This is a genomic window from Achromobacter aloeverae (assembly GCF_004121055.1).
Lineage (GTDB): Bacteria > Pseudomonadota > Gammaproteobacteria > Burkholderiales > Burkholderiaceae_B > Bordetella_C > Bordetella_C aloeverae.
Window position 1 is genome coordinate 609,185 of record NZ_PYAL01000001.1, and the last position, 22,120, is coordinate 631,304.

The window sequence follows — 22,120 nt, forward strand, 5'->3', positions numbered from 1 at the left end:
CCGACGATGATGCATACCCCGCCCCCGGGCCGCGCGGAAGTAGCGGGACCCACGGTTGAGTCGGAACGATATACGTTGGATTTCGATGAGCGCCATGGCGTGCTTTCCCTGAACTGGAAGCGGGGTTGCCCGCCCTATTTCAGTCCGGCCCTGCTCGCCGACATGACGCGCGAACTGTCGGTCATCGAATCGAGCGACGCCGACGGCCCCAGCCCGCTGCGTTATTTCGTCCTGCAATCCGGTCACGAGAACATCTTCAGCCTGGGCGGCGATCTGGCGTTCTTCCAGAGGATGATCCTGTCCAGGGACCGCCCGGGCCTGCTCGCCTACGCCACCCAGTGCGCCCACCTGATGCATGCATTGCACAGCGGCTTCCGCAATCGCGTAACCACCATCGCCCTGGTGCAGGGCAAGTGCATCGGCGGCGGCTTCGAAGCGGCCGTCGCGTGCGACTGCATCGTCGCGGAACGCCATGCCCGGTTCTGCTTCCCTGAAATCCAGCTGGGCATCTTTCCCGGCATGGGGGCGCTGCCCCTCCTCGCGCGACGCCTGGACAGGCGCGACTACGAGGAGATCTGCCATTCGGGCCACACCTTTACCGCCGACGACCTGGCGGACAAGGGGCTGGTCGACATCGTCGCCGATACGGGACAAGGCAAGCGCGCGACCGACGCCTGGATACGCAAGCGCCACCACGCCTTCCAGGCGCACCGCGAAATCGCCGCCATGCGGCGCTCGGCCGCGGCCCTGACCCGGGCGGATTTCGAAACCTCGCTCACGCGCTGGGTGGACCTGGTCATGTCCCTGGACCAGCGGCGCCTGGCGATGTTGTCGCTGGCGATCCAGAAACAGCAGTCGGAATCGCGGTGACGGCGACGGCTGCGCCAAGGCCCAGCCATCGCTATCCCTGCGCAGCGGCGTCAGGCCGGCTGGGCAATGCGATGCGCCCAGGGCTGCACCCGCTCCAGTTGCGCCGACAGTTGCAGCACCAGGTCCTCGCGGCCAAAGCGGCCGACCAGTTGCACGCCAACCGGCAAGCCGGCGTCCGTCCACAATCCCGGCAAACTGGCGGCGGGCTGGCCCGTGGCGTTGAAGATGGCCGAGAACGTGCCGTACCGGCCCACCTTGCGGCGAAGCTCCATGAAGGTGCCTTGCTGCATGGTGAGATAACCCAGCTTGGGCGGCAGCTGCGTGAGCGACGGCGTCAGGATGATGTCGTAATCCTGCATATAGTTCTCCAGCGTCCGGCCCACCGCATGGAAACGGTTGATGCAGCCGATGTACTGCGCGCCCGTAAGGGTCTTGCCGTACTCGTAGCCATCACGCATGGCGGGTTCCAGGTCGTCGTCGGCCAAGGCCTTGCCGGTCAGGCCCAGGCGCGTATCGACGCTGACCACGATGTTGGACGCCAGCACGTTGGCGTGCGCCTGCACCAGCGCGTCATAGTCGATGTCCGGCGGCGCGCTGTCGATCACCTCATGGCCGGCGGCGCGCAACAAGGCCGCCGTCCGGTCCACCGCGGCCACGCATTCCGGCGCCACGGGGATGTCGTTCCAGGCCTGGCGCCAGACGGCGATACGCAGGCGTCCGGGCGCGCGCTTGATCACGTCGAGGTAGGAATCCGGCGCGGGGGGCGCGGCATAAGGCGCACCCGTCTCGTAGCCACCGATCGCGTCCAACGCCGCCGCGGTGTCGCGCACCGTGCGGGACAGCACGCCGTCGGTCGCCAGGCTGCCCCAGCCCTCGCCGCGAAAGGGTCCCATCGGCACGCGGCCGCGCGAGGTCTTCAAGCCATAGACGCCGCAGGCGGCGGCGGGAATGCGGATCGAACCGCCGCCGTCGCTGCCATGCGCCACCGGCACGATGCCGCAGGCGACCGCCGCCGCCGCGCCGCCACTGGACCCGCCCGACGACCGGGTCCGGTCCCAGGGGTTGAGTGTCGGCCCGCCATTGCGCGCGGCCTCGGTGGTCGGCGCCATGCAGAACTCGGGCACCGTACTGCGGGCGAACGCAATCAGGCCGGCGCTTTCGAAGCGTTCGGGCAGCGTGGCATTGCGCGCATAGGTCGTGTCGTTGAGCAGGCGCGAACCCAGGCTGGACGGGAACCGCACGTGCGCCACGCCCGAATCCTTGAGCAGGAAGGGGATGCCGCCGAAGGCGCCGCGCGGCGTCCAGTCGCGCGCGACGGCCAGCGACTCCTCGTACCGTTCGTAGCACAAGGCATTCAAGGCCGCGCCCCGGGTTTTCGCCAGCTCGATGGCGCACGCCATCAATTCCTCGGAAGTCACTTCCTTACGCGCCAGCAGGTCGGCCAGCTCCAGTCCATCCCGCGACTGGTATTCCACATCACGCATGCTCTTTGCTCCTGATCGAGTCGTTCTCGGTCGCCGCCAGATCCGGTTTTTCCCAGGACTTTCCGGGAATGGAATCGATCAGGCGGCGTGTGTATTCATGTTGGGGGTGATAGAAAATCCGGGCGGCACGGTCCAGTTCCACAAGTTCGCCCTGGCGCATCACGGCAATGCGGTCGCAGATTTCCGCGGCCACGCGCAGGTCGTGGGTGATGAACAGGACGGACAGGTCGAACTGGCCCGACACCGACTTCAACAGCGCCAGCACCTGGGCCTGGATGGAAACGTCCAGCGCCGACACGGCCTCGTCGGCGATCAGCAGGCGCGGCTTGAGCGCCAGCGCGCGGGCAATGCCGATGCGCTGGCGCTGGCCGCCGGAGAATTGGTGCGGATAACGATTGCCGGCATCGCCGCCCAGGCCCACCAGTTCCAGTAGCTCGCGCGCTTCGCGCAAGGCCGTCGCGCGGCTCGTGCCGAACGCGACCGGTCCCTGCGCGATGGCATCGGCGATACGGTGGCGCGGATTCAGCGACGCATAGGGATCCTGGAACACCATCTGGATCTGGCGCCGGTAGGCGCGGAATTCGCGCGCGCCCAGGCCGACCAGCTCCTGCCCGTTCATCTTGACGCTGCCGCCATCGGGCTTGAGCAAGCCCACCAGCGTCCGGCCCAGGGTCGACTTGCCCGATCCCGACTCGCCCACCAGGCCCAGCGTTTCGCCCTGTTGGATGTCCAGCGTGATGTCGCGCAGCGCGGCCACGCTGCGGCCGCCGGTGGTGAACAGCTTGCGCAGGCCGCGCACCTGCACCAGGGGCGAGCGGCCGCCCTCTTCCGGCTTGCCTTCGGGCTTGTGCGGCACGGCCGCGATCAACTGGCGCGTATAGGGATGCTGGGGCCGGTTGAGGATATCGGCGGCATTGCCGGATTCCACCACGCTGCCCTTGCGCATCACGACGATGCGCTCGGCGATGTCCGCCACCACCCCGAAATCGTGCGTGATGAAGATCACGCCTATCCCCATGCGGCGCTGGATGTCCTTGATCAGCGCCAGGATCTGCGCCTGCGTCGTCACGTCCAGCGCGGTGGTGGGTTCGTCGGCGATCAGCACGTCCGGCTCCAGCGCCAAGGCCATGGCGATGACCACGCGCTGGCGCTGGCCGCCGGACAACTGGAAGGGATAGGCGTCGTAGATGGCCGCCGGATCGGGCAACAGCGCCAGGCCGAACAGTTCCAGCACGCGCTGCTTGCGCGCCGCCGGGTCCATATCGGTATGGCGCTCCAGCACCTCGTCGACCTGGCGGCCTACGCGCATGATGGGGTTGAGCGCCGTCATCGGTTCCTGGAACACCATGCCGAAGGACTTCCCGCGCAGGGCGTACCAGTCGTTCGCCCCCAGGCCAACCAGGTCGCGGCCCTGGTAGCGGATGGCGCCCCGCGCCACGCGCAGCTGGTCGGCCGGCAACAGGCCCATCACGGCGTGCGCGGTCACGGACTTGCCGGAGCCCGACTCCCCCACCACGCACAGGATTTCATTGCGGTTCAGCGTATAGGACACGCCCTCGACGACGCCCAGGCCGCCGTGCGTGGTCACGACATTGAGATCGCTGATCTCCAACAGGGCTTGCGTCATGCGGTCCTCCGGCGGGCCAGCTTGGGATTGAGGGCGTCGTTCAAGGCCTCGCCGATCAGGTTCAGCGACAGCACCGTGAGCAGGATGGCGATGCCGGGGAAAACGCTCATCCACCAGGCGTCGCGCAACACGCTGCGCGACGCGCCGATGATGTAGCCCCAGGTCATGGCGTTGGGATCGCCCAATCCCAGGAAGCTCAGCGCGGACTCCAGCAGGATGGCGCTGGCCACCATCAGCGAGCCAGACACGATGACCGGCGACAGGCTGTTGGGAAGGATCTGCGTGAAGATGATGCGTGCGTTGGACTGTCCCGACAGCATGGCGGCCTGCACGAATTCCCGATTGCGCAGGCTCATGAATTCCGCCCGCACCAGCCGCGCCAGCGGCGGCCATGACACCACGGAAATCGCCAGCACCACGGTCTGCGTGGTCGGGGTGAGGATGGCCACCAGCACCACCGCCAGGAAGAAGCTGGGTATGGTCTGGAAGAGTTCGATGATGCCCACGATCGCCTGGTCGACGCGGCCGCCGTAGAAGCCGGCCAGCGCGCCCATGGCGATGCCCAGTACGATCGATACCGCCGTCGCCACGGCGGCCAGCATCAGCGTGATGCGGGCGCCATAGGCGATGCCGGTGGCGATGTCGCGGCCCAGCGTATCGGTGCCCAGCAAGGCGCCGTCGGACAAGGGCGGCTGGAACGGCGCATTGGCGATGTCCCACGGGCTGTCGGGGAAGAACCAGCTGGCTGTCAGCGCCAGCGCGGCCACGGCGAGCAGCACGACCAGGCCGGCCACTCCGCCCTTGTTGCGGCAGAATGCGTGCAGGAAGTCTTTCATTTGAGTTCTATCCGGGGATCGGCGACGGTGTAGAGGATGTCGGTGATGATGTTGATCACGACCACGATCACGGAGGCGACGAAGAACACCCCCAGCAGGACGCTGTAGTCGCGCTGGATCAGGGCGTCGAAGGCCAGCCGGCCGATGCCGGGCCACGCGAACACGGTCTCGACCAGCAAGGAACCGCCGATCAGGCCGCCGGCCTGGATCCCCGCGTAGGTGATCACCGGCAGCAAGGCGTTGCGCAGCACGTGGCGCCGCATCACGGTGTTCTCCTTCAAGCCCTTGGCGCGCGCGGTCTTCACGAAGTCCAGCTGGCTCACTTCCAGGATGGACGCACGGGTCAGGCGGGCATACACCGCCATGTGGAACAGGCCCAGGGTGATGGCCGGCAGGATCAGGTGCCGGGCCACGTCCAGCGCGTGGGCCAGGCCGGTCAGGTTGGCGCCGACGGTTTCATAGCCGAATGCCGGCAGCCAGTCGAGCCGCACCGAAAAAAGCAGCACCAGCATCAGGCCCACCCAGAACAGCGGCGTCGCGTAGGCCAGCATGGAGAAAGTGGTGATCAGCGTGTCGCCCCATCGGCCGACGCGCGCCGCAGCCTGAGCGCCCAGGCTGATGCCGACCGCCAGCGCGAAGGCGAACGCCGTCAGCGTCAGCAGCAGCGTGGCCGGCAGGTGTTCGAGAATCAGGCTGCCCACCGGCGCCTGCTGCCGGACCGAATAGCCCAGGTTGAAGGTGGCCACGTCCTTGAGGTACGTGGCCAACTGCACCGACATCGGCTGGTCCAGGCCGAAGTCATGGCGCAGCTTCGCCAACGATTCCGCGTCCACGGCGCCGGACTGGCCGGCCAGGATGACCGCCGGATCGCCAGGAGCGGCTCGCACCAGGAAAAAGTTGAACAGCGCGATTACCAGGAGCACCAGCACGCCCTTGAGCAGCCGGCTTCCCAGGAAGGGAGCGAATTTTTTCATGACACCTTCATGGCTATATAAGTATCAATTATTGATACTTAAATATCGATTAATGATATGATAGATTCCATCAAAGCCGCGCATCAAGCTGCGGGAGCTGGGGGATTACCCTAGGCTCGCCCCACATCACTCTGGAGTACATGGCGATGGCCACCTCGGAAACCCGCTACAACCAATCCCTGGCCAAGGGGTTTGGCATACTCGAAGCGTTCTCCGGCCACCCCGGCCCGCTCAGCCTGAACGAACTGATGGAGTTGTCGGGCCTGGACCGCAGCTCCACCCAGCGCATGCTGCACACCCTCGTCGCCCTGGGGTACCTGGAAAGGGGCAACAACCAGCGCGGCTACGTGCTGGGCAAGAAGATCCTCGACCGCACGTTCGATTTCCTGCGCGGCCATCCCCTGCTGGAACGCGCCACGCCCATCATCGAGCAGTTGCAGCAGGAAACCGGCGAGCGGGTGGACCTCAGCCTGTTCGATGACCTGACCCTGGTCTATGCGCTGCGCCGCCAGACCAAGCGCCAGACCTTCTTCGCCACCTTGGTAGGCCGCCGCATGCCGACTTTCAGCTCCTCCGGCGGGCGCGCGATGATGTCGCAGCTCAGCGACGAGGAGGTCGACGACATCCTGGCGCGCAGCACCCTGAAGCCCTTGACGCCCAAGACCATCATCGATCCGGACGTGATCCGGGCGCGCGTGCGCCAGGCCCGCGAACAGGGCTACGCGCTGAGCCTGGAGGAAAGCATGGTCGGCGAGATCGTGCTGTCCAGCGCGGTGGTGGACCACGAGGGCAGGCCCATTGCCGCCATCCACATCTCCGGCCTGCTGGCCGAATGGACGCCGGAGCCTTTCGTACAGCGCTTCAGTTCGCTGGCCGTGGCGGCCGCGCGTTCGCTGAGCGGCCGCCCCAGCCGGGTCTGAAACCCCGCTTCTTGCGCCGACTCAACGCGTGCGGGACCTGTCCATCAGGACGGGAAAACCCCGACGCCCCGCGCTTGCGCGACGTCCGGCCATGCTTCACCATATTGCTGATGGAAACTTAAGTATCAATATTTGATACTTAAGTTCTTTTTCATGATAGGCCGCCCCGACCGGGGCTGGCCGGCCCAGCAAGGAGAAAGCCTTGAAGTACGATCCCGCCCGCCGCGCCCTCATGCAGGCAATGATGGCCGCCACCGTTACCGCCGGCCTGCCCGCGTTCGCCTATGCCGCCGAGGCCGCCAGCACCGACGCCGGGGCGCCCCAATACGGCGGCGTGCTGACGGGCATCATCAATCCGGAACCGCCCAACCTGAACATCGCGATCCAGCAGGTGGCCAACTCCCAAATGGTGGGCGGCAAGATCTTCGAAAGCCTGCTCACCTATTCCTTCGATCTGAAGCCCTTGCCCAGCCTGGCGCAATCCTGGGACGTGTCCGACGACCAGCTGGCCTACACCTTCCACCTGCGGCCCAATGCGCAGTGGCATGACGGCAAGCCGTTCACGTCGGACGACGTGATCTTCTCGTACAAGAAAGTGCTGGCGAACACGCCGCGCACCCGCACCCTGATGGGATATGTGAAGGACATCACCGCGCCCGACGCCCACACGGTGGTCTTCACGCTGAAGGAGCGCTATTCCGCCTTCCTCTATGCCTTCGATATCGGCGGCGGCGTGATCCTGCCCAAGCACCTGTACGACGTCGATACCCCCATCGCCCAGAACCCCAACAACAACGCGCCCATCGGCACCGGCCCGTTCAAGTTCAAGCGCTGGGAGCGCGGGTCCTTCATCGAGCTGGTCAGGAACGAGCACTACTGGAAGACCGGCCGTCCCTACCTGGACGGCATCATCTACCGCGTGATTCCCGACTCGGCGTCGCGCCGCCTGGCCCTGGAACAACGCACGGTGCAGCAGGCCTGGCTGCAGGACATCGAGCCTTTCGACATCCCGCGCGTCAGCAAGCTGCCGCACCTGAACGCCGTGCAAAAGGGCTACGAGTACTGGTCCACGCTGCACTGGATCGAGCTGAACGGCTCGCGCAAGCCGATGGACGACAAGCGCTTCCGCCAGGCGGTGATGTACGCCATCGACCGCGACTTCATCGCCAAGCGCATCATGTTCGGCCTGGGCACCGTGGCCACGGGCCCCATCCACCACAACACCCGCTTCTACGACGGCAACGTCAAGAAGTATCCCTTCGATCCCAAGAAGGCCATCGCGTTGCTCGATGAAATGGGCCTGAAACCGGACGCCAACGGCGTGCGCGTGAAGCTGGGCTTCATCCCCATCCCCTACGGCGAGATGATGCGGCGCGTCGCCGAGTACATCAAGCAGTGCCTGGGCAAGGTCGGCATCGCCATCGAGATCGAGAACGTCGACGTGGGCGGCTGGACCACGCGCATGGGTAACTGGGACTTCGACATGGCCTACAACGGCGTGTTCCAGTATGGCGATCCGGCCATAGGCGTGTCGCGCACCTACGTCAGTTCCAATATCAAGAAGGGACTGCCGTTCACGAACACCTCGCAGTATCGCAATCCCAAGGTGGACGAACTGTTCGACCAGGCGGCGACGGCGACCACGGACGCCGAGCGCCAGAAGCTGTATACGGAAGTGCAGCGGATCCTGGTCGAGGACGTGCCGGTGGCGTGGATCGACGACACGAACTACATCACCTTCCTGGACAAGCGCGTGCACAACGCGATCACTACCGGCCTGGGCGCGATCGACTCCTACGCCGATGCCTGGATGGAACCGGCGAAATAAGCGCCGGCGCCGCGCGGCGGACGCCGTTCGCCGCGCCGGGCGTCCCGCCCGGAACGGGCCTGAAAAAGCAGGTCTTATTGTTGCAGGGTGTTTGCATTGCAATGACAGGACGATGGCGACGCGCCGGCACTCCTCTTGCGTGCCGGTTTGGTCGCACGGCCGTGGTGGGCATCTGCTATGGTTGCGGGGAAGCGCCAGCCTGGGTTTTTCCGCGATGTCCTTTCATCGCTTTCCCATCGCGCTTTTTCCACCGCGCTTTACCCACCGCGCTTTTCCCACCGCATTACGCAAGAGGTGCCCCATGCAACGCGATTTTGATCTGGTAGTAACCATCCTCGGCTCGTTCCGCGACGCCGACGCGGCAACGCTCACCGGCCAGGAGGTCACCCAGGCCGTCCAGGAACTGGCCGAAGGCGACCTGCCGGCGGCGGTGGTCGAACATCACCTGGAAATCCTGGCCGACGCGGGCCTGGCCAAGAAGCTGACCGAAGGCACCACCGGCCAGGATGCCGTCTGGCGCATCACCTGGAAGGGCTACGACGCCCTGGAACAGGACGAGGAAGACGAAGAGGAAGAAGAGGACGAGGACGATCTCGACTACGACGAGGAATAAGCCGCGGCGGGCGCCTGTCCCGCGCGACGGTTCTCCCGTATCCTCGGCCGGCCATGCATGGGCCGGCTTTTTCATGGGCGGGCCTTTTTCCTTGTTGAGACATCCACGCCACGGTGCGTCGGCGGCGGTCTTGCCGCCAGCGGCTTACTTCTTCGCGTCGGGCTTCAGGATGTCATGCCACTTCCGCGTCTGGTCGGCGATGAAGGTCTTGAAGTCCGCCGGGCTGTTGCCGCCGGCATCCGCGCCTATGGTTTCCAGCACCTTCTTCATCTGCGGATCCTGAAGGATCTCCTTGACATCCTGGTACAGCGTCTTCTGCACGTCGGTGGGCGTGCCGGCCGGGACCATCAGGCCGTACCACGTGGCGAAGGTATAGCCCGGAAGGCCGGACTCGTCGATGGCGGGTATGCCCGGGAAAAAGCTGCTGGGCTTCTCGCTGCTCACGCCCAGCGCCCGCACCGTACCGGCACGGATCTGCGCGATGGCGGATCCGCTGGTTTCCACCGCCATCTGGATCTGGCCCGAGATCAGGTCGGCCATCATCGGCGCGCCGCCCTTGTAGGGTACGTGCGAGATATCGATCTTGGCCATGGAACGGAATAGTTCGCCCGCCAGGTGCTCGGTGCTGCCGATGCCGGCCGAACCGTAGTTGAGCTTGCCCGGGTTCTGCTTCGCGTACTCGATCAACTCGGGCACGGTCTTCACCGGCAGCTTGTTGTTCACGATCAGCAGGTTGGGCGAGGACGCCACGATGGTGATCGGCGCGAAGTCCTTCTGGAAATCGTAGGTCAGCTTGTCGTAGGTCGACGGCGCGATGGTGTGCGCGATGGTCGCCAGGAACAAGGTATAGCCGTCCGGCTGCGAACGCGCGACATACGCGGCCCCTATGGTGCCGCCCGCGCCGGCGCGGTTGTCCACGATGACCGGCTGCTTGAGCTTTTCGCTGAGCAGTTGCGCCAGCGGACGGCCCACCATGTCCGTGGTGCCGCCGGGCGGGAAAGGAATGACCAGGGTAATGGGCTTGTCGGGCCAGGCGGCCTGGGCGCCCGCCGCGGCGGCGCAAAGCAGGCCGCCGGCCAGCAGCTTCGCCAGGGGCGAAATGCCGGGGATTTTTATGCGCCGACGGGCCGTCCCAAGGCGGGAAGCATTTTCCTGGGAAGCGGCAAGCGGCATCGCCGCGTGATGTGTGGGCATTTGTGTGGGCATTTCTTGACTCCTCTGCGGGGTACGCGATTGTCCGATCGTTATTGGAATTTCCGATGGCTGTGCCGCCATTTGGGAAATCATGTAGGGCGCGAACCTGCCGGCGGATTGTATACCTTGGTGTGCGATCCCGGGATGCAAGTGCAGGCGCCGAAAACGACACGGGCCGCATGCGCGGCCCGTGTTGCTTGCGTCGGCCGCGGCGCTGGCGCCGCGGCGGGATCACCCGTCAGCTCACGCCGACAGTCTCTCCTCGATCGCCTTCTTCGTGCGCGGCAGGGCCGCGGGCAGGCCTTGCTTCAGTTGCTCGAAGAGGTCGGCATGCAGCTCCAGCTCTTTCTGCCAGGCCTGTTTTTCCACCGAGCTGACCAGGTCGAACTTCTCGCGGCTGAAATCCAGGCCCTGCCAATCCAGGTCCTCATAGCGCGGCGAGACGCCGAACACGTGCTCCTGGCCCTGCGCCTTGCCCTCGATCCGTCCCAGCATCCACTTCAGCACGCGCATGTTTTCGCCGAAGCCCGGCCACACGAACTTGCCGTCCGGACCCTTGCGGAACCAGTTCACGCAGTAGAAGCGCGGCAGCGTGGCGCCCTTCTGCGCCAGCTTCTCGCCCAGCGCCAGCCAATGCTGGAAGTAGTCGCTCATGTTGTAGCCGCAGAACGGCAACATGGCGAAAGGATCGCGGCGCACCACGCCCTGCTGGCCAGCGGCGGCGGCGGTGGTCTCGGAGCCCATGGTGGCGGCCATGTAGACGCCTTCTTCCCAGTTGCGCGCCTCGGTCACCAGCGGCACGGTGGTGGAACGGCGTCCACCGAAGATGAAGGCATCGATGACCACGCCTTCCGGGTTTTCCCATTCGCTGTCGATGGAGGGGCACTGCGATGCCGGCGCGGTGAAGCGCGCGTTCGGGTGCGCGGCCTTGCGGCCCGTTTCCTTGGCGATCTCCGGGGTCCAGTCCTGGCCCTGCCAGTCGATCAGGTGCGCGGGAACCTGCTCGGTCATGCCTTCCCACCACACGTCGCCGTCATCGGTCAACGCGACGTTGGTGAAGATGCAGTTGGCGTGCAGGGTGGCCATGGCATTGGGGTTGGTCTTCTCCCCCGTGCCCGGCGCCACGCCGAAATAGCCGGCTTCCGGATTGATGGCGTGCAGGCGGCCGTCGGCACCCGGCTTGATCCAGGCGATATCGTCGCCGATGGTGGTGACCTTCCAGCCGTTCAGGCCTTGCGGCGGGATCAGCATGGCGAAGTTGGTCTTGCCGCAGGCCGACGGGAACGCCGCCGCGACATGATGCTTGCGCCCTTCGGGCGTGGTCACGCCAAGGATCAGCATGTGCTCGGCCAGCCAGCCTTCGTCGCGGCCCATGGTCGACGCGATGCGCAGCGCGAAGCACTTCTTGCCCAGCAGCGCGTTGCCGCCGTAGCCCGAGCCGTAGCTCCAGATCTCGCGCGTGGCGGGGTAATGAACGATGTACTTGGTGGGGTTGCACGGCCAGGCCACGTCAGCCTCGCCGGCGGCCAGGGGCTTGCCGACCGTGTGCACGCACGGCACGAATTCGCCGTCGGTGCCCAGCACGTCGTAGACCTTCTTGCCCATGCGCGTCATGATGCGCATGCTGACCACCACGTAGGGACTGTCGGTCAGCTCGACGCCGATATGGGCGATGGACGAACCCAGCGGACCCATCGAGAACGGCACGACGTACAGCGTGCGGCCGCGCATGCAGCCGTCGAACAGGCCGTTCAGCGTCTTGCGCATTTCCGCGGGCGCTGCCCAGTTGTTGGTGGGACCGGCGTCCTCGGCCTTGTCGGTGCAGATGAAGGTGCGGTCCTCGACACGCGCCACATCGCCCGGATCGGACAGGGCCAGGTAGGAATTGGGACGCTTCTGTTCGTTCAGCTTGCGCAGCGTGCCCGCCTGGACCATCTGCGCACACAAGCGGTCGTTCTCTTCCTGGGAACCATCGCACCACACTACGCTGTCCGGCTTGGCGAGCGCCACGAACTCCGCCACCCAATCGACCAGGCGCCGGTGCTGTACGAAAGTCGGCACGTTGAGCGCGGCCTGCGGGCCATCAAAGGGTCGGTTCATAGGTCTCATCTCCAAAGTGATTTATATGAGGCTGAATAAGGGACAGGCTCTGGCCTGAAATGAAAAATTGGGACCACAGCGGGGCCATCCGGGGCCGGCTCGACATTTCGCCATGTGGGTTAGACAGCCATCATACCCGGCTGGCGCGCCCGGCCGTCAACCCATCCTCATGGGGGAAACAGGGGAAACCCTAGCGCGCGAGGCGGGTATCGGCGGGTTGCCGGCGCGGCGTGCCCCGCGACGATAGCCGCGATCGGCCGGCATCTGGTGTCAATTTTGGGCAACTCGTCACGAAATTGTCATTTGACCCGGCTATTGGTGTCGCCGTTGACTGCCACGCCGTTGGCCGCCCTTCCCCCGACGAATTTTTTTGAATATTCATCGCTCATGACCCTGCCCGCCGCCCAAAGCCGGCTGCTTTCCCTGTCCGCCGGCCCCGGCGGGCTGATCTGCGCCTTCCGCTTCCAACCCGATACGGCCCCCGTCCGCCTGAACTGGCACGAGGTGCAGGGCGCGCCGCCCCCCGAATCGGGCGCTTTCCACTGGATACATGCCAAGACCGCGGACAGCCGCATCCAGGATTGGCTGGAGCACGGCGCCGACGTGCCGGAAGAAGCGCGCGCCTTTCTCGCGGGCCGAGATACCCGGCCCTGCCTGCACGTGTCCGAGGAAGGCGTCCACGGCCTGCTGGTGGATCTCAAGATGGACAGCGAAGCGGACGACGCGGAAAAAGGCGTGCTGCACTTCTTCATGAACGACGGCTTGCTGATCACGGTGCGCACCCGGGCGCTGCAATCCACGGACCGCCTGCGCCGCCGGGTCGAGGACGGGCGCAGCTATGGCTGTACCGCCGCCCTGCTGGGCGACCTGGTGGAGTGCCTGGCCGAAGGCTATGCGGCGCGCCTGGAAATGCTGACCGACGAGGTCGACGATATCGAGGCGTCGGTCCTGTCCGACCGGCGCGAGCGCGACCGCGGCGCGTTGAGTTCGGTGCGCCGGCAACTGGCCGAGCTGCGCCGCCAGGTGCATCCGGAGCGCCACATGCTCGGACGCCTGCCCGCCCTGCGCCATGCCTGGGCTGAACCGCAGGCGCTGGACCATCTCGCCGAGGGCGTGGATACGCTCGGCCACCTGTCCGCCTCGATAGAGTCGCTATACGAACGGGCCAAGCTGCTGCAGGAAGAGATCGCCGCGCAGATGTCGGAGGAAATGAACCGCAACCTGCTGGTGCTGTCGGTGCTGACGGCGATGCTGATGCCAGCCACGCTGCTGTCCGGGATCTTCGGCATGAACGTGGCCGACCTGCCGGGCTTGCAGACGCCCGGCGCCTTCTGGTGGGTGCTGGGGGTGATGGTGGCGCTGGGGCTGGCGACGCTGGGGTTCCTCAAGCGCCTGCGGCTTTGGTGAAGCGCACGCCGGCCCCGCGGCGCCATTCGATCGCTATTCGATCTTGATGTTCTCTTCCTTGACCAGGCGTCCGTTGTTTTCGAACTCCTGCTTCACCTGCTTGCGGAAGACGTCGCCCGTGCCCGTGCCGGGTTGCAGGTAGTACTTCTTCAGCATGTCCTGGTACTGGGGCGTGACGATGGCCTTGTCGACCGCGGCCTGCAAGGCCTGCGCGGTCTCGGGCTTCATGCCCGCGGGGGCGAACAGGCCGAAGTTGGAAAAGTACTGGATCTTCGGCAGCTTCAGTTCGGCCATGGTGGGCACGGTCGGCCATGCCTCCAGGCGCGTCGGCGCCATCACCGCCAGCGGCTTCAACGCGCCCGACGCGACATGCGGCAGCAGGACATCGGTATTGAGCACCATCAGGTCCACCACGCCGCCCAGGCCATCGGTCAGCGCCTGGCTGCCGCCGCGATACGGCACCTGCATCATCTTGATGCCGGCCTGCCGGCTCAGGGCGGCCATGCCCAGGTGCGCCACGGAGCCGAGGCCCGGCACGGCGAACGTCACCTTGCCGGGATTGCTCTTGGCGTAGGCGACCAGGCCCGCGAAATCGTCGACCTTCAGGGCCTTGGTGGCCACGATCGCCACCGGCCCCACACCGACGCTGGCGATGGGCGTGAGACCGGTCATGGGATCGTAGGGGGTGCCCGCCAGATGCGGATAGATGGTGACCGGACTCGTGGACGCCACCAGCAGCGTGTTGCCGTCGGGCTTGGCGCGCGCCACGAAATCCGTGCCCAGCGTGGCGCCCGCGCCCGGCTTGTTCTCGATGATCACCGTCGTGCCCGACGCGCGCAGCGCATCGCCCAGGCCGCGCGCCAGCGTATCGGCCGTGCCGCCCGCGGTATAGGGCACGATCAACGTGATCACCTTGCCCGGCCATGCGGGCTGCGCGTGCGCCGCCGTCGCGGCCGCCGACAGGGCCAGCGCGCCCAGGAGCTTTCCGCACGTCATCATTTTTTTCATGGCTATCCAGGTTGTAAGGAGTAATGCGCCCGCGGCCGGTGGCCGCGGGAAAATGGCTCGATGCGCGGCGCTCACGCCAGATACCGCTGTACCAGGCGGATCCAGTACGAGGCGCCGACGGGAATGAGGTTGTCGTTGAAGTCGTAGCTGCCGTTGTGCAGGGCGCATGGCCCCAGTCCGTGGCCGGCGTGGCGGTGCCCGCCCTCCCCCGCGCCCAGGAAAACATAGCAGCCCGGCTTGCCCTGGAGGAAGAAGGCGAAGTCCTCCGACGCCATCACAGGTTCGACGATATGCGTGTTGCTTGCGCCGACGACATCGCGCATGACGTCCAGGCAGAATTCGGTTTCGGCACGCGAGTTGACGAGGGCGGGATAACGGCGTTCGAAGTAGACGTCGGCCTCGCAGCCGTGCGCGGCGGCGATGGGCGCGGCGATTTCGTTCAGGCGCCGCTCGATGAGGTCGACCACCTCGGCGCTGTATGCCCGTATCGATCCGCCCAGCCAGCATGTGCCGGGAATGACGTTGGTCACGCTGCCGCCGGCCTGGACCTGGGTGATGGAAATCACCGCGGCGTCGAGCGGACGCTTGTTGCGGGTGAGGATGGTCTGGATGGCCGTGCCGATGGCGAACAGCGCGGGGACGGGATCGGCGCAGTCCTGCGGCGCCGCCGCGTGGCCGCCACGGCCGTTGACGGTGATCTTGAAAGCGTTGGCGGCGGCCATCATGGGGCCCGCGCAGACGTTGAAGCTGCCGGCGGGCATGCCGGGCCAGTTATGGATGCCGAAGATCGCCTCGGCGGGGAAGCGCTCGAACAGCCCCGCTTCCATCATGGCGCGGGCGCCGGCGCCGCCGTTTTCCTCCGCTGGCTGGAAGACGAAATAGACCGTGCCGTCGAAGCCGCCGGCGACCTTCAGGTGGCGCGCCGCCGCCAGCAGCATGGCGGTATGGCCATCATGGCCGCAGCCGTGCATTTTTCCGGGGACGCGGGAGCGGTGTTCGAAGCGGTTGTCCTCGGACATCGGCAGCGCGTCCATGTCGGCGCGCAACATGATGGCCTTGTCCGACGTACCGCGCCTGAGCACGCCGACCACGCCGGTCTTGGCGATGCCCGTGTGCACCTCGATGCCGCAGTCCGCCAGGTAGTCCGCCACCACCTTGGCCGTGCGGACTTCCTCATAGGCCGTTTCCGGATGGGCATGGAGGTCACGCCGCAAAGCGACGATTTCTTCGAGATTACCGAGTTCGATCACTTCGATTCCTGTGCGGAGGTGCGTCGGGGTGGGGTGTCCCCATTAATTGCAAAGCATTATCACACGCGCTTGACGGCGAGTTGAACGCCTTCCCGTCGGGGTTATCCCCCGGTCCACGCCCCATCCCCGCTCGCCCATGCCTGGCCCCCACTCCCGCCCTGACCATGGCTCCGGCCGTCTCCGGACGGTGCCCCTGGCCCCGCCCGTGCCGCGGCCTTGAATCACATACCCCCGGCAAGCCTCCCCCGGCGTCAGCCCGGGGAGTAGTTCCGCCACCCTGGAGACAAAAACGAACACTAACGAACCAAAACCTTCCCCTATCATTTTCGTTTTTGTTGCTTTATGATCGTTTACATGGCCCTCAATCCCCGTCAATCCGCCCTCATCGACGCCGTCCGCGAAAGCGGCGCGGCCACGATCGAAGCCTTGGCCCAGCGCTTCGGCGTCACGCTGCAAACCGTGCGGCGCGATGTCAACCTGCTGGCTCAGGCCGGCTTGCTGGCGCGCTTCCACGGCGGCGTGCGCATCGAGGCGTCGACGACGGAGAACATCGCCTACCAACAGCGCCAGGCCCTGCACGCCGACGCCAAGCGCCGCATCGGCCTGGCGGTGGCCCGCCACATCCCGGAAGGCTGCTCGCTGATCCTCAACCTGGGCACCACCACCGAGGCCGTGGCGCGCGCGCTGGTCCAGCACCGCGGCCTGCGCGTCGTCACAAACAACCTCAACGTGGCCGACATCCTGTCCGCCAACCCGGACTGCGAAGTGATCATCGCCGGCGGCGCCATGCGCGCGGGCGACCGCGGCATCATCGGCGAGGCAACCATCGAATTCATCCGCCGTTTCAAGGTGGACATCGGCGTCATCGGCATCTCCGCCATCGAGGCCGACGGCACCCTGCGCGACTACGACCTGCGCGAAGTCAGCGTGGCGCGCGCCATCATGGCGCAGTCGCGCGAAGTCTGGCTGACGGCCGACCACAGCAAATACCAGCGCCAGGCGCTGGTGGAGCTGGCCAATCTTTCCCAGGTCCACCGTTTCTACACCGACCTGCCCCCTCAAGCCCCGCTCGCCCGCGTGATGAAGCAGGCCGGCGTGCGCTGCGAAATCGCCAGCGCCCCGGCCGACGATACGCCCCATGCCGGCGCGGCGACCACCGCGCGACCCGCCCTGCTGCCATGAACGTCCATCCCAAGCCCATCGTCCCCCCCTCGCGCGACCGCATCCTGGCGCAGCTGGATTCCGTCGAACCCTGGGACCTCATCGTCATCGGCGGCGGCGCCACCGGGCTGGGCACGGCGGTGGACGCCGCGGCGCGCGGCTATCGCACGCTGCTGGTCGAAGCCGAGGATTTCGCCAAGGGCACGTCCAGCCGGGCCACCAAGCTGGTGCACGGCGGCGTGCGCTACCTGGCCCAGGGCAACATCAGCCTCGTGCGCGAGGCCCTGCACGAGCGCGGCCTGCTCGCGCGCAATGCGCCGCACGTGGTGTGGCCGCTGGGCTTCGTCGTGCCGGCCTACGGCCTGCTGGACCAGCCCTTCTACGGCATCGGCCTGAAAATGTACGACCTGCTGGCCGGCCGCCTGAACCTGCAACCCAGCCGCCTGCTGTCGCGCGGCGCCACCCTGGCCGAAGCGCCGACCCTGGCGCCCAGCGTCGGCGGCCATGCGCTGCGGGGCAGCGTGCGGTATTTCGACGGCCAGTTCGACGACGCGCGCCTGGCCGTGAGCCTGATGCGCACGCTGTTCGACCTGGGTGGCCTGGCGCTGAACTACCTGCGCGTGACGGGGCTGTCGCAGAACAAGGGCCGCATCGACGGCGTCACCGTGCGCGACCGTCTCAATGGCGCCGAACTGATGCTGCGCGCCCGCTGCGTCATCAACGCGACCGGCGTCTGGGTCGACGAAATCCGCCACATGGAGGACCGCAAGGCCCCCGTCATGGTAGCGCCCAGCCAGGGCGTGCACCTGACCCTGCCGCGCGACTTCCTGCCCGGCAACCGCGCCATCCTGATCCCGAAGACCGATGACGGGCGCGTGCTGTTCGTGGTGCCATGGAATGGCCATACCATCGCCGGTACCACCGACACCGCACGCAACGACCTGCCGCTCGAACCCGACGCGACGCGCCAGGACGTCGACTTCATCCTGGCCACGGCCGGCCGTTATCTGAACCGCCAGCCCACCCGTTCCGACGTTACCAGCGTGTGGTCCGGCCTGCGTCCGCTGGTCAAGGCCACGGGCGTGGGCAACACCAAATCGCTGTCGCGCGAGCACACCATCCTGGTGTCCAACGCCGGCCTGGTCACCGTGACCGGCGGCAAGTGGACCACCTATCGCCGCATGGCGCAGGACGTGATGGACACGGTGCTGCGCGAACGGATGCTGCCGTATGCGCCCGGCCAGACCCAGAACCTGCCGCTGCATGGCGCGGGCGGCATGATGCCGGCCCGGGACGTGCCGCTGTCCACCGATGCCTACTACGGCAGCGACCTGCCGGTCCTGCGCGCCCTGCCCGGCGCCGACCGCATGCTGGTCCCGGCCAGCGGCCTGACCGAAGCCCACGTGCGCCATGCCGCGCGCTGCGAACTGGCGCGCGGCGTCGAGGACGTGCTGGCGCGGCGCAATCGCGCCCTGTTCCTCGACAGCCGCGCGGCACTGGACGCCGCGCCGGAAGTCGCGCGCATCCTGGCCGAGGAGCTCCATCGCGACGAGGCCTGGCAGAACAAGACCTTGCAGGCATTCGCCATCACGGCCGCGCAATACCAATTGGACTGATCCCAATTGGACTGACCTTATTGGCCTGGGCCGGCGCGCCCGCCTCCAAGCCTGCCGTCAGTTATCGAAGCGTAGAATCATCCGCGTCCCGCGGCTTCGGCCGCGCATGCCCTGGAGATATGCGCGATGGCTATACCCAAGATACCCTTCGGCCGCACCGGCCTGAAAGTCTCCCGCCTGGCGCTAGGCACCATGACCTTCGGTTTGCAGACCGACGAAGCCGTGGCCAAGCGCATCCTCGACAAGGCCGCCGACGGCGGCATCAATTTCCTCGACACGGCCGACGTCTATCCGCTGGGCGGGAGCCTGGACACCGTCGGGCGCACCGAGGAAATCCTCGGTCGCTGGCTCCAGGGCCGGCGCCAGCACTACATCGTCGCCACCAAGGCCGTCGGCGTGACGGGCCCGAACGATTGGGACAAGGGCGCCTCGCGCAAGCATCTGCTCGACGCCATCGACCGATCGCTCAAGCGCTTGCAGACGGACTACGTCGATCTTTACCAGTTGCACTCCGACGACGACGGCACGCCGCTGGACGAAACCATCGAAGCGCTGGACGTCATCGTGAAGTCGGGCCGGGCGCGTTACGTCGGCGTGTCCAATTTCCTCGCCTGGCGCCTGGCCACCGCCCTGGGGCGCGCCGATTTCCTGCGCCTGACGCGCTTCGTCAGCGTGCAGCCCCGCTACAGCCTGTTGTTCCGCGAGATCGAACGCGAGCTGCTGCCGCTGTGCGAAGCCGAAAATCTCGCGGTCATTCCCTACAACCCCCTGGCCGGCGGCTTGTTGACCGGCAAGCACAAGGCTGGCAGCGCGCCCACGCCGGGCACCCGGTTCACGCTGGGCACGGCCGGCGGGCGCTACCAGGACCGCTACTGGAACGAGCGCGCCTTCGAGTCCGTGGCGCAGCTGGGCAAGCTGGCCGACCAGGCCGGCGTGTCCCTGACCCGCCTGGCGCTGGCCTGGGTCCTTGCCAATCCGCTGGTCACCGCGCCGCTGCTGGGCGCCAGCAAGCCCGAGCAGTTGGACGAGACCCTGGCGGCGGCGGACTACGTGCTGGACGCGGACCTGAAGGCCGAGCTGGACAAGGTGACGCACGAGTACCGGTACGGCGATTCGGTCCGTTAGGACCCTAATAAGCCTCGCCTGGAGAAGCCCCGCCTGGCAGGCGCGCCTGCCGGCAAAGGCGCGGATGCGGATGCGGATGCGGATGCGCCGACGCACGCACGCACGCACGCACGCACGCGTGCAGCGTCGGCCGCGCTGGCGTACGCCGTCAATGCGATGACACGTAGGCGGACGCGGCGTGCGCCGGCGGCACGGCGAAATTCGCGCGCATGCGCCGCGTTTCCGCCGCGGGCGTGCGTCCGAACAGGCGTTTGAATTCGCGGTTGAATTGCGATGCGCTGGCATAGCCGACCGCATGGCAGGCGGCCTCCACCGTCATTCCCTGGCGCACCATCAGCAGCCGCGCCTGGTGCAGCCTGGTCGACTTCACATACTGCATGGGCGACGCGCGCGTGATCGCCTTGAAGTGGCTGTGGAAACTGGGCACGCTCATGCCGGCTTCGCGCGCCAGCGACGGCAGGTCGAGGTCCTGCGCGTAATGGGCATGGATATGGCGCAGCGCGCGGCCTATCCGGCCGAACCGGCCTTCCATGGCCAGGGCCGCCCTCAGCGCGTCGCCCTGCGTGCCGGTCAGGATGCGGAAGTACACCTCGCGCAGAAGCGCCGGTCCCAGCACCGCTGCCTCAAGCGGGCGGTTCATGGCCTCCAGGAAACGCAATACCGACCCGCGCAGGTCGGCATCCATGGGACTGGAGATCATGCTTTGCGGCGCATCGTCGCGCACGGGCCTGCCATGGCGGTCGATCTGGATCGTCACCTCCGCGGCCAACTGGAAATCCAGGTGCAGGTAGAGCGCCAGCAAGGGATGCTCCGGCGTGGCGTCCGTCTCCATCGTGAAGGGCACGGGCACCGAAACCGCCAGGTAATGCTGTTCATCGTACAGATAGACCTGCTCGCCGAAGTAGCCGCGCTTGCGGCCCTGGCAAACGATCACGATGCCGGGGTCGTACAGCACGGGCGTGCGAGCCAAGGCGCGATCCGAGCGCAGGATGCGGACATCGGGAAGCGCGGTCAGGTTGTAGCCCTCTTCCGGCGCCAATGCGCGCACCAGCGCCGCCATGCGCGGCTGATCCGGCGCGGTGGGCACGGTGGGAGCCGTGGATACGACGGGAGCGACGGGCGCCGCCGCCGCGAGGGGCACAGGGCGCGCATCCCTCCCGCTTCCACCCTTCATAGAATTAGGCATGAAAAATAGACGATTACGCCTTAAAGACCACCAACACTATAACTATTATGCATTTTTCCAGAACCCATTCATCAGGAAATCCGCATGTCATCGACCAAGACCATTCTTGTCACCGGCGTCAGCAGCGGCCTGGGCCGCGCTTTCGCGGAACAGGCGCTCGCCGCCGGCCACCGCGTCATCGGCACCGTCCGCGCCGAGCCCGCCAGGGCGGCGTTCGAGGCGCTGGCGCCTGGCGCGGCCTACGGCCGCATCCTGGACGTCACGGATAGCGACGCCATCGCGCGCGTCGTGGCCGGCATCGAAGCCGACGTCGGCGCGCTGGACGTGCTGGTCAACAACGCCGGCTATGGCCACGAAGGCATCATGGAAGAGTCGCCGCTAAGCGAGATGCGGCGGCAGTTCGACGTCAATGTGTTCGGCGCCGTCGCCATGATGAAGGCCGTCCTGCCCTACATGCGCCAGCGGCGACGTGGCCATATCCTCAACATCACGTCCATGGGCGGCTTCATCACCATGCCGGGCATCGCCTATTACTGCGGCAGCAAGTTCGCGCTGGAAGGCATATCCGAAACCTTGGGCAAGGAGGTCCGGCCCTTGGGCATCGCCGTCACCGCCGTCGCGCCGGGCTCGTTCCGCACCGATTGGGCGGGACGGTCCATGGTCCGGACGCCGCGTTCGATCGCCGACTACGATGCGCTGTTCGCGCCCATCCGCCAGGCGCGCGAGGCCAAGAGCGGCAAGCAGCTGGGTGATCCGGCCAAGGCCGCCCGCGCCATGCTCGCGGCGATCGACAGCGACCATCCGCCCGCGCACCTGTTATTGGGCAGCGATGCCTTGGACCTGGTTCGCGGCAAGCTCGCCGCCCTGGCTGACGAGATCAGCGCGTGGGAAACGATCAGCAGATCGACGGACGGATGATGC

Annotated in this window: 18 protein-coding genes; 9 read left to right on the plus strand and 9 right to left on the minus strand. The window is 66.6% G+C overall.

Features of this window, described 5'->3' with window-relative positions:
• The first annotated feature begins 9 nt into the window (after positions 1-9).
• Complete coding sequence (locus C7R54_RS02630) at positions 10-870, plus strand: crotonase/enoyl-CoA hydratase family protein (RefSeq protein WP_275669686.1); 861 nt, start codon at positions 10-12, stop codon at positions 868-870.
• Between the two features lie 50 nt (positions 871-920).
• Here C7R54_RS02630 and C7R54_RS02635 read toward each other — a convergent pair whose 3' ends face one another.
• The 4 genes from C7R54_RS02635 to C7R54_RS02650 are packed head-to-tail and all read right to left on the minus strand — an operon-like array spanning position 921 to position 5,791.
• Positions 921-2,354 carry an amidase gene (locus tag C7R54_RS02635; RefSeq protein WP_129148627.1) on the minus strand — a complete coding sequence of 478 codons (1,434 nt, stop codon included), beginning with the start codon at positions 2,352-2,354 and terminating at the stop codon, positions 921-923.
• On the minus strand, positions 2,347-3,981 hold the full coding sequence (locus C7R54_RS02640) for a dipeptide ABC transporter ATP-binding protein (RefSeq protein WP_129148628.1): 1,635 nt from the start codon (positions 3,979-3,981) through the stop codon (positions 2,347-2,349). Before C7R54_RS02640 ends, C7R54_RS02635 begins: the two co-directional genes overlap by 8 nt.
• Complete coding sequence (locus C7R54_RS02645) at positions 3,978-4,817, minus strand: ABC transporter permease (protein ID WP_129148629.1); 840 nt, start codon at positions 4,815-4,817, stop codon at positions 3,978-3,980. Before C7R54_RS02645 ends, C7R54_RS02640 begins: the two co-directional genes overlap by 4 nt.
• Entirely contained in the window at positions 4,814-5,791 is a 978-nt protein-coding gene (locus C7R54_RS02650; protein ID WP_129148630.1) for an ABC transporter permease, read from the minus strand. The genes C7R54_RS02645 and C7R54_RS02650 overlap by 4 nt, the downstream gene beginning before the upstream one ends.
• A gap of 146 nt (positions 5,792-5,937) precedes the next feature.
• Between C7R54_RS02650 and C7R54_RS02655 the strand changes: the two genes are divergently transcribed.
• The 3 genes from C7R54_RS02655 (at position 5,938) to C7R54_RS02665 (ending at position 9,152) form a co-directional block, all read left to right on the plus strand.
• On the plus strand, positions 5,938-6,711 hold the full coding sequence (locus tag C7R54_RS02655) for an IclR family transcriptional regulator (protein WP_129148631.1): 774 nt from the start codon (positions 5,938-5,940) through the stop codon (positions 6,709-6,711).
• Between the two features lie 202 nt (positions 6,712-6,913).
• Positions 6,914-8,539, plus strand: coding sequence for an ABC transporter substrate-binding protein (locus tag C7R54_RS02660; RefSeq protein WP_129148632.1), 1,626 nt, complete (start codon positions 6,914-6,916; stop codon positions 8,537-8,539).
• A gap of 301 nt (positions 8,540-8,840) precedes the next feature.
• Positions 8,841-9,152: a DUF2513 domain-containing protein gene (locus tag C7R54_RS02665; RefSeq protein WP_129148633.1), complete on the plus strand. Its 312-nt coding sequence runs from the start codon at positions 8,841-8,843 to the stop codon at positions 9,150-9,152.
• Positions 9,153-9,296: 144 nt separating this feature from the next.
• Here C7R54_RS02665 and C7R54_RS02670 read toward each other — a convergent pair whose 3' ends face one another.
• Positions 9,297-10,358, minus strand: a complete 1,062-nt coding sequence (locus C7R54_RS02670; protein WP_240039344.1) for a tripartite tricarboxylate transporter substrate binding protein — start codon at positions 10,356-10,358, stop codon at positions 9,297-9,299.
• A 231-nt stretch (positions 10,359-10,589) separates the two neighbouring features.
• Positions 10,590-12,446, minus strand: coding sequence for a phosphoenolpyruvate carboxykinase (GTP) (locus C7R54_RS02675; RefSeq protein WP_129148634.1), 1,857 nt, complete (start codon positions 12,444-12,446; stop codon positions 10,590-10,592).
• A gap of 387 nt (positions 12,447-12,833) precedes the next feature.
• Here C7R54_RS02675 and C7R54_RS02680 point away from each other — a divergent pair, with 387 nt between their 5' ends.
• Complete coding sequence (locus C7R54_RS02680; protein WP_129148635.1) at positions 12,834-13,853, plus strand: CorA family divalent cation transporter; 1,020 nt, start codon at positions 12,834-12,836, stop codon at positions 13,851-13,853.
• A gap of 33 nt (positions 13,854-13,886) precedes the next feature.
• Here C7R54_RS02680 and C7R54_RS02685 read toward each other — a convergent pair whose 3' ends face one another.
• Positions 13,887-14,861, minus strand: a complete 975-nt coding sequence (locus tag C7R54_RS02685; protein ID WP_129148636.1) for a Bug family tripartite tricarboxylate transporter substrate binding protein — start codon at positions 14,859-14,861, stop codon at positions 13,887-13,889.
• Between the two features lie 71 nt (positions 14,862-14,932).
• Positions 14,933-16,111 carry a M20 aminoacylase family protein gene (locus C7R54_RS02690; RefSeq protein ID WP_129148637.1) on the minus strand — a complete coding sequence of 393 codons (1,179 nt, stop codon included), beginning with the start codon at positions 16,109-16,111 and terminating at the stop codon, positions 14,933-14,935.
• Positions 16,112-16,465: 354 nt separating this feature from the next.
• On the opposite strand from C7R54_RS02690, the gene C7R54_RS02695 reads away from it, so the two are divergent.
• From C7R54_RS02695 to C7R54_RS02705, 3 genes are all read left to right on the plus strand, one after another.
• Positions 16,466-17,293: a DeoR/GlpR family DNA-binding transcription regulator gene (locus C7R54_RS02695; RefSeq protein ID WP_129148638.1), complete on the plus strand. Its 828-nt coding sequence runs from the start codon at positions 16,466-16,468 to the stop codon at positions 17,291-17,293.
• The gene (locus tag C7R54_RS02700) at positions 17,290-18,888 is read left to right on the plus strand and encodes a glycerol-3-phosphate dehydrogenase/oxidase (protein WP_129148639.1); all 1,599 of its coding nucleotides are present in this window, start codon (positions 17,290-17,292) and stop codon (positions 18,886-18,888) included. The genes C7R54_RS02695 and C7R54_RS02700 overlap by 4 nt, the downstream gene beginning before the upstream one ends.
• 126 nt (positions 18,889-19,014) lie before the next feature.
• Positions 19,015-20,013 (plus strand): aldo/keto reductase, encoded by a 999-nt coding sequence (locus C7R54_RS02705; RefSeq protein ID WP_129148640.1) that lies wholly within the window; start codon positions 19,015-19,017, stop codon positions 20,011-20,013.
• A 148-nt stretch (positions 20,014-20,161) separates the two neighbouring features.
• On the opposite strand, the gene C7R54_RS02710 is transcribed toward C7R54_RS02705, so the two are convergent.
• Positions 20,162-21,073 carry an AraC family transcriptional regulator gene (locus C7R54_RS02710; RefSeq protein ID WP_129149411.1) on the minus strand — a complete coding sequence of 304 codons (912 nt, stop codon included), beginning with the start codon at positions 21,071-21,073 and terminating at the stop codon, positions 20,162-20,164.
• Between the two features lie 210 nt (positions 21,074-21,283).
• Here C7R54_RS02710 and C7R54_RS02715 point away from each other — a divergent pair, with 210 nt between their 5' ends.
• Positions 21,284-22,117, plus strand: a complete 834-nt coding sequence (locus C7R54_RS02715; RefSeq protein WP_129148641.1) for an oxidoreductase — start codon at positions 21,284-21,286, stop codon at positions 22,115-22,117.
• Positions 22,118-22,120 lie beyond the last annotated feature (3 nt).

Excerpts from the sequence above, each read along its gene's own strand:
- C7R54_RS02685 (WP_129148636.1), bottom strand. The coding sequence starts at position 14,861 with ATGAAAAAAATGATGACGTGCGGAAAGCTCCTGGGCGCGCTGGCCCTG.
- C7R54_RS02705 (WP_129148640.1), top strand. The coding sequence starts at position 19,015 with ATGGCTATACCCAAGATACCCTTCGGCCGCACCGGCCTGAAAGTCTCC.
- C7R54_RS02650 (WP_129148630.1), bottom strand. The coding sequence starts at position 5,791 with ATGAAAAAATTCGCTCCCTTCCTGGGAAGCCGGCTGCTCAAGGGCGTG.
- C7R54_RS02630 (WP_275669686.1), top strand. The coding sequence starts at position 10 with ATGCATACCCCGCCCCCGGGCCGCGCGGAAGTAGCGGGACCCACGGTT.
- C7R54_RS02670 (WP_240039344.1), bottom strand. The coding sequence starts at position 10,358 with ATGCCCACACAAATGCCCACACATCACGCGGCGATGCCGCTTGCCGCT.
- C7R54_RS02675 (WP_129148634.1), bottom strand. The coding sequence starts at position 12,446 with ATGAACCGACCCTTTGATGGCCCGCAGGCCGCGCTCAACGTGCCGACT.
- C7R54_RS02665 (WP_129148633.1), top strand. The coding sequence starts at position 8,841 with ATGCAACGCGATTTTGATCTGGTAGTAACCATCCTCGGCTCGTTCCGC.
- C7R54_RS02635 (WP_129148627.1), bottom strand. The coding sequence starts at position 2,354 with ATGCGTGATGTGGAATACCAGTCGCGGGATGGACTGGAGCTGGCCGAC.
- C7R54_RS02680 (WP_129148635.1), top strand. The coding sequence starts at position 12,834 with ATGACCCTGCCCGCCGCCCAAAGCCGGCTGCTTTCCCTGTCCGCCGGC.
- C7R54_RS02655 (WP_129148631.1), top strand. The coding sequence starts at position 5,938 with ATGGCCACCTCGGAAACCCGCTACAACCAATCCCTGGCCAAGGGGTTT.
- C7R54_RS02640 (WP_129148628.1), bottom strand. The coding sequence starts at position 3,981 with ATGACGCAAGCCCTGTTGGAGATCAGCGATCTCAATGTCGTGACCACG.
- C7R54_RS02710 (WP_129149411.1), bottom strand. The coding sequence starts at position 21,073 with ATGGCGGCGCTGGTGCGCGCATTGGCGCCGGAAGAGGGCTACAACCTG.
- C7R54_RS02700 (WP_129148639.1), top strand. The coding sequence starts at position 17,290 with ATGAACGTCCATCCCAAGCCCATCGTCCCCCCCTCGCGCGACCGCATC.
- C7R54_RS02715 (WP_129148641.1), top strand. The coding sequence starts at position 21,284 with ATGTCATCGACCAAGACCATTCTTGTCACCGGCGTCAGCAGCGGCCTG.
- C7R54_RS02645 (WP_129148629.1), bottom strand. The coding sequence starts at position 4,817 with ATGAAAGACTTCCTGCACGCATTCTGCCGCAACAAGGGCGGAGTGGCC.
- C7R54_RS02695 (WP_129148638.1), top strand. The coding sequence starts at position 16,466 with ATGGCCCTCAATCCCCGTCAATCCGCCCTCATCGACGCCGTCCGCGAA.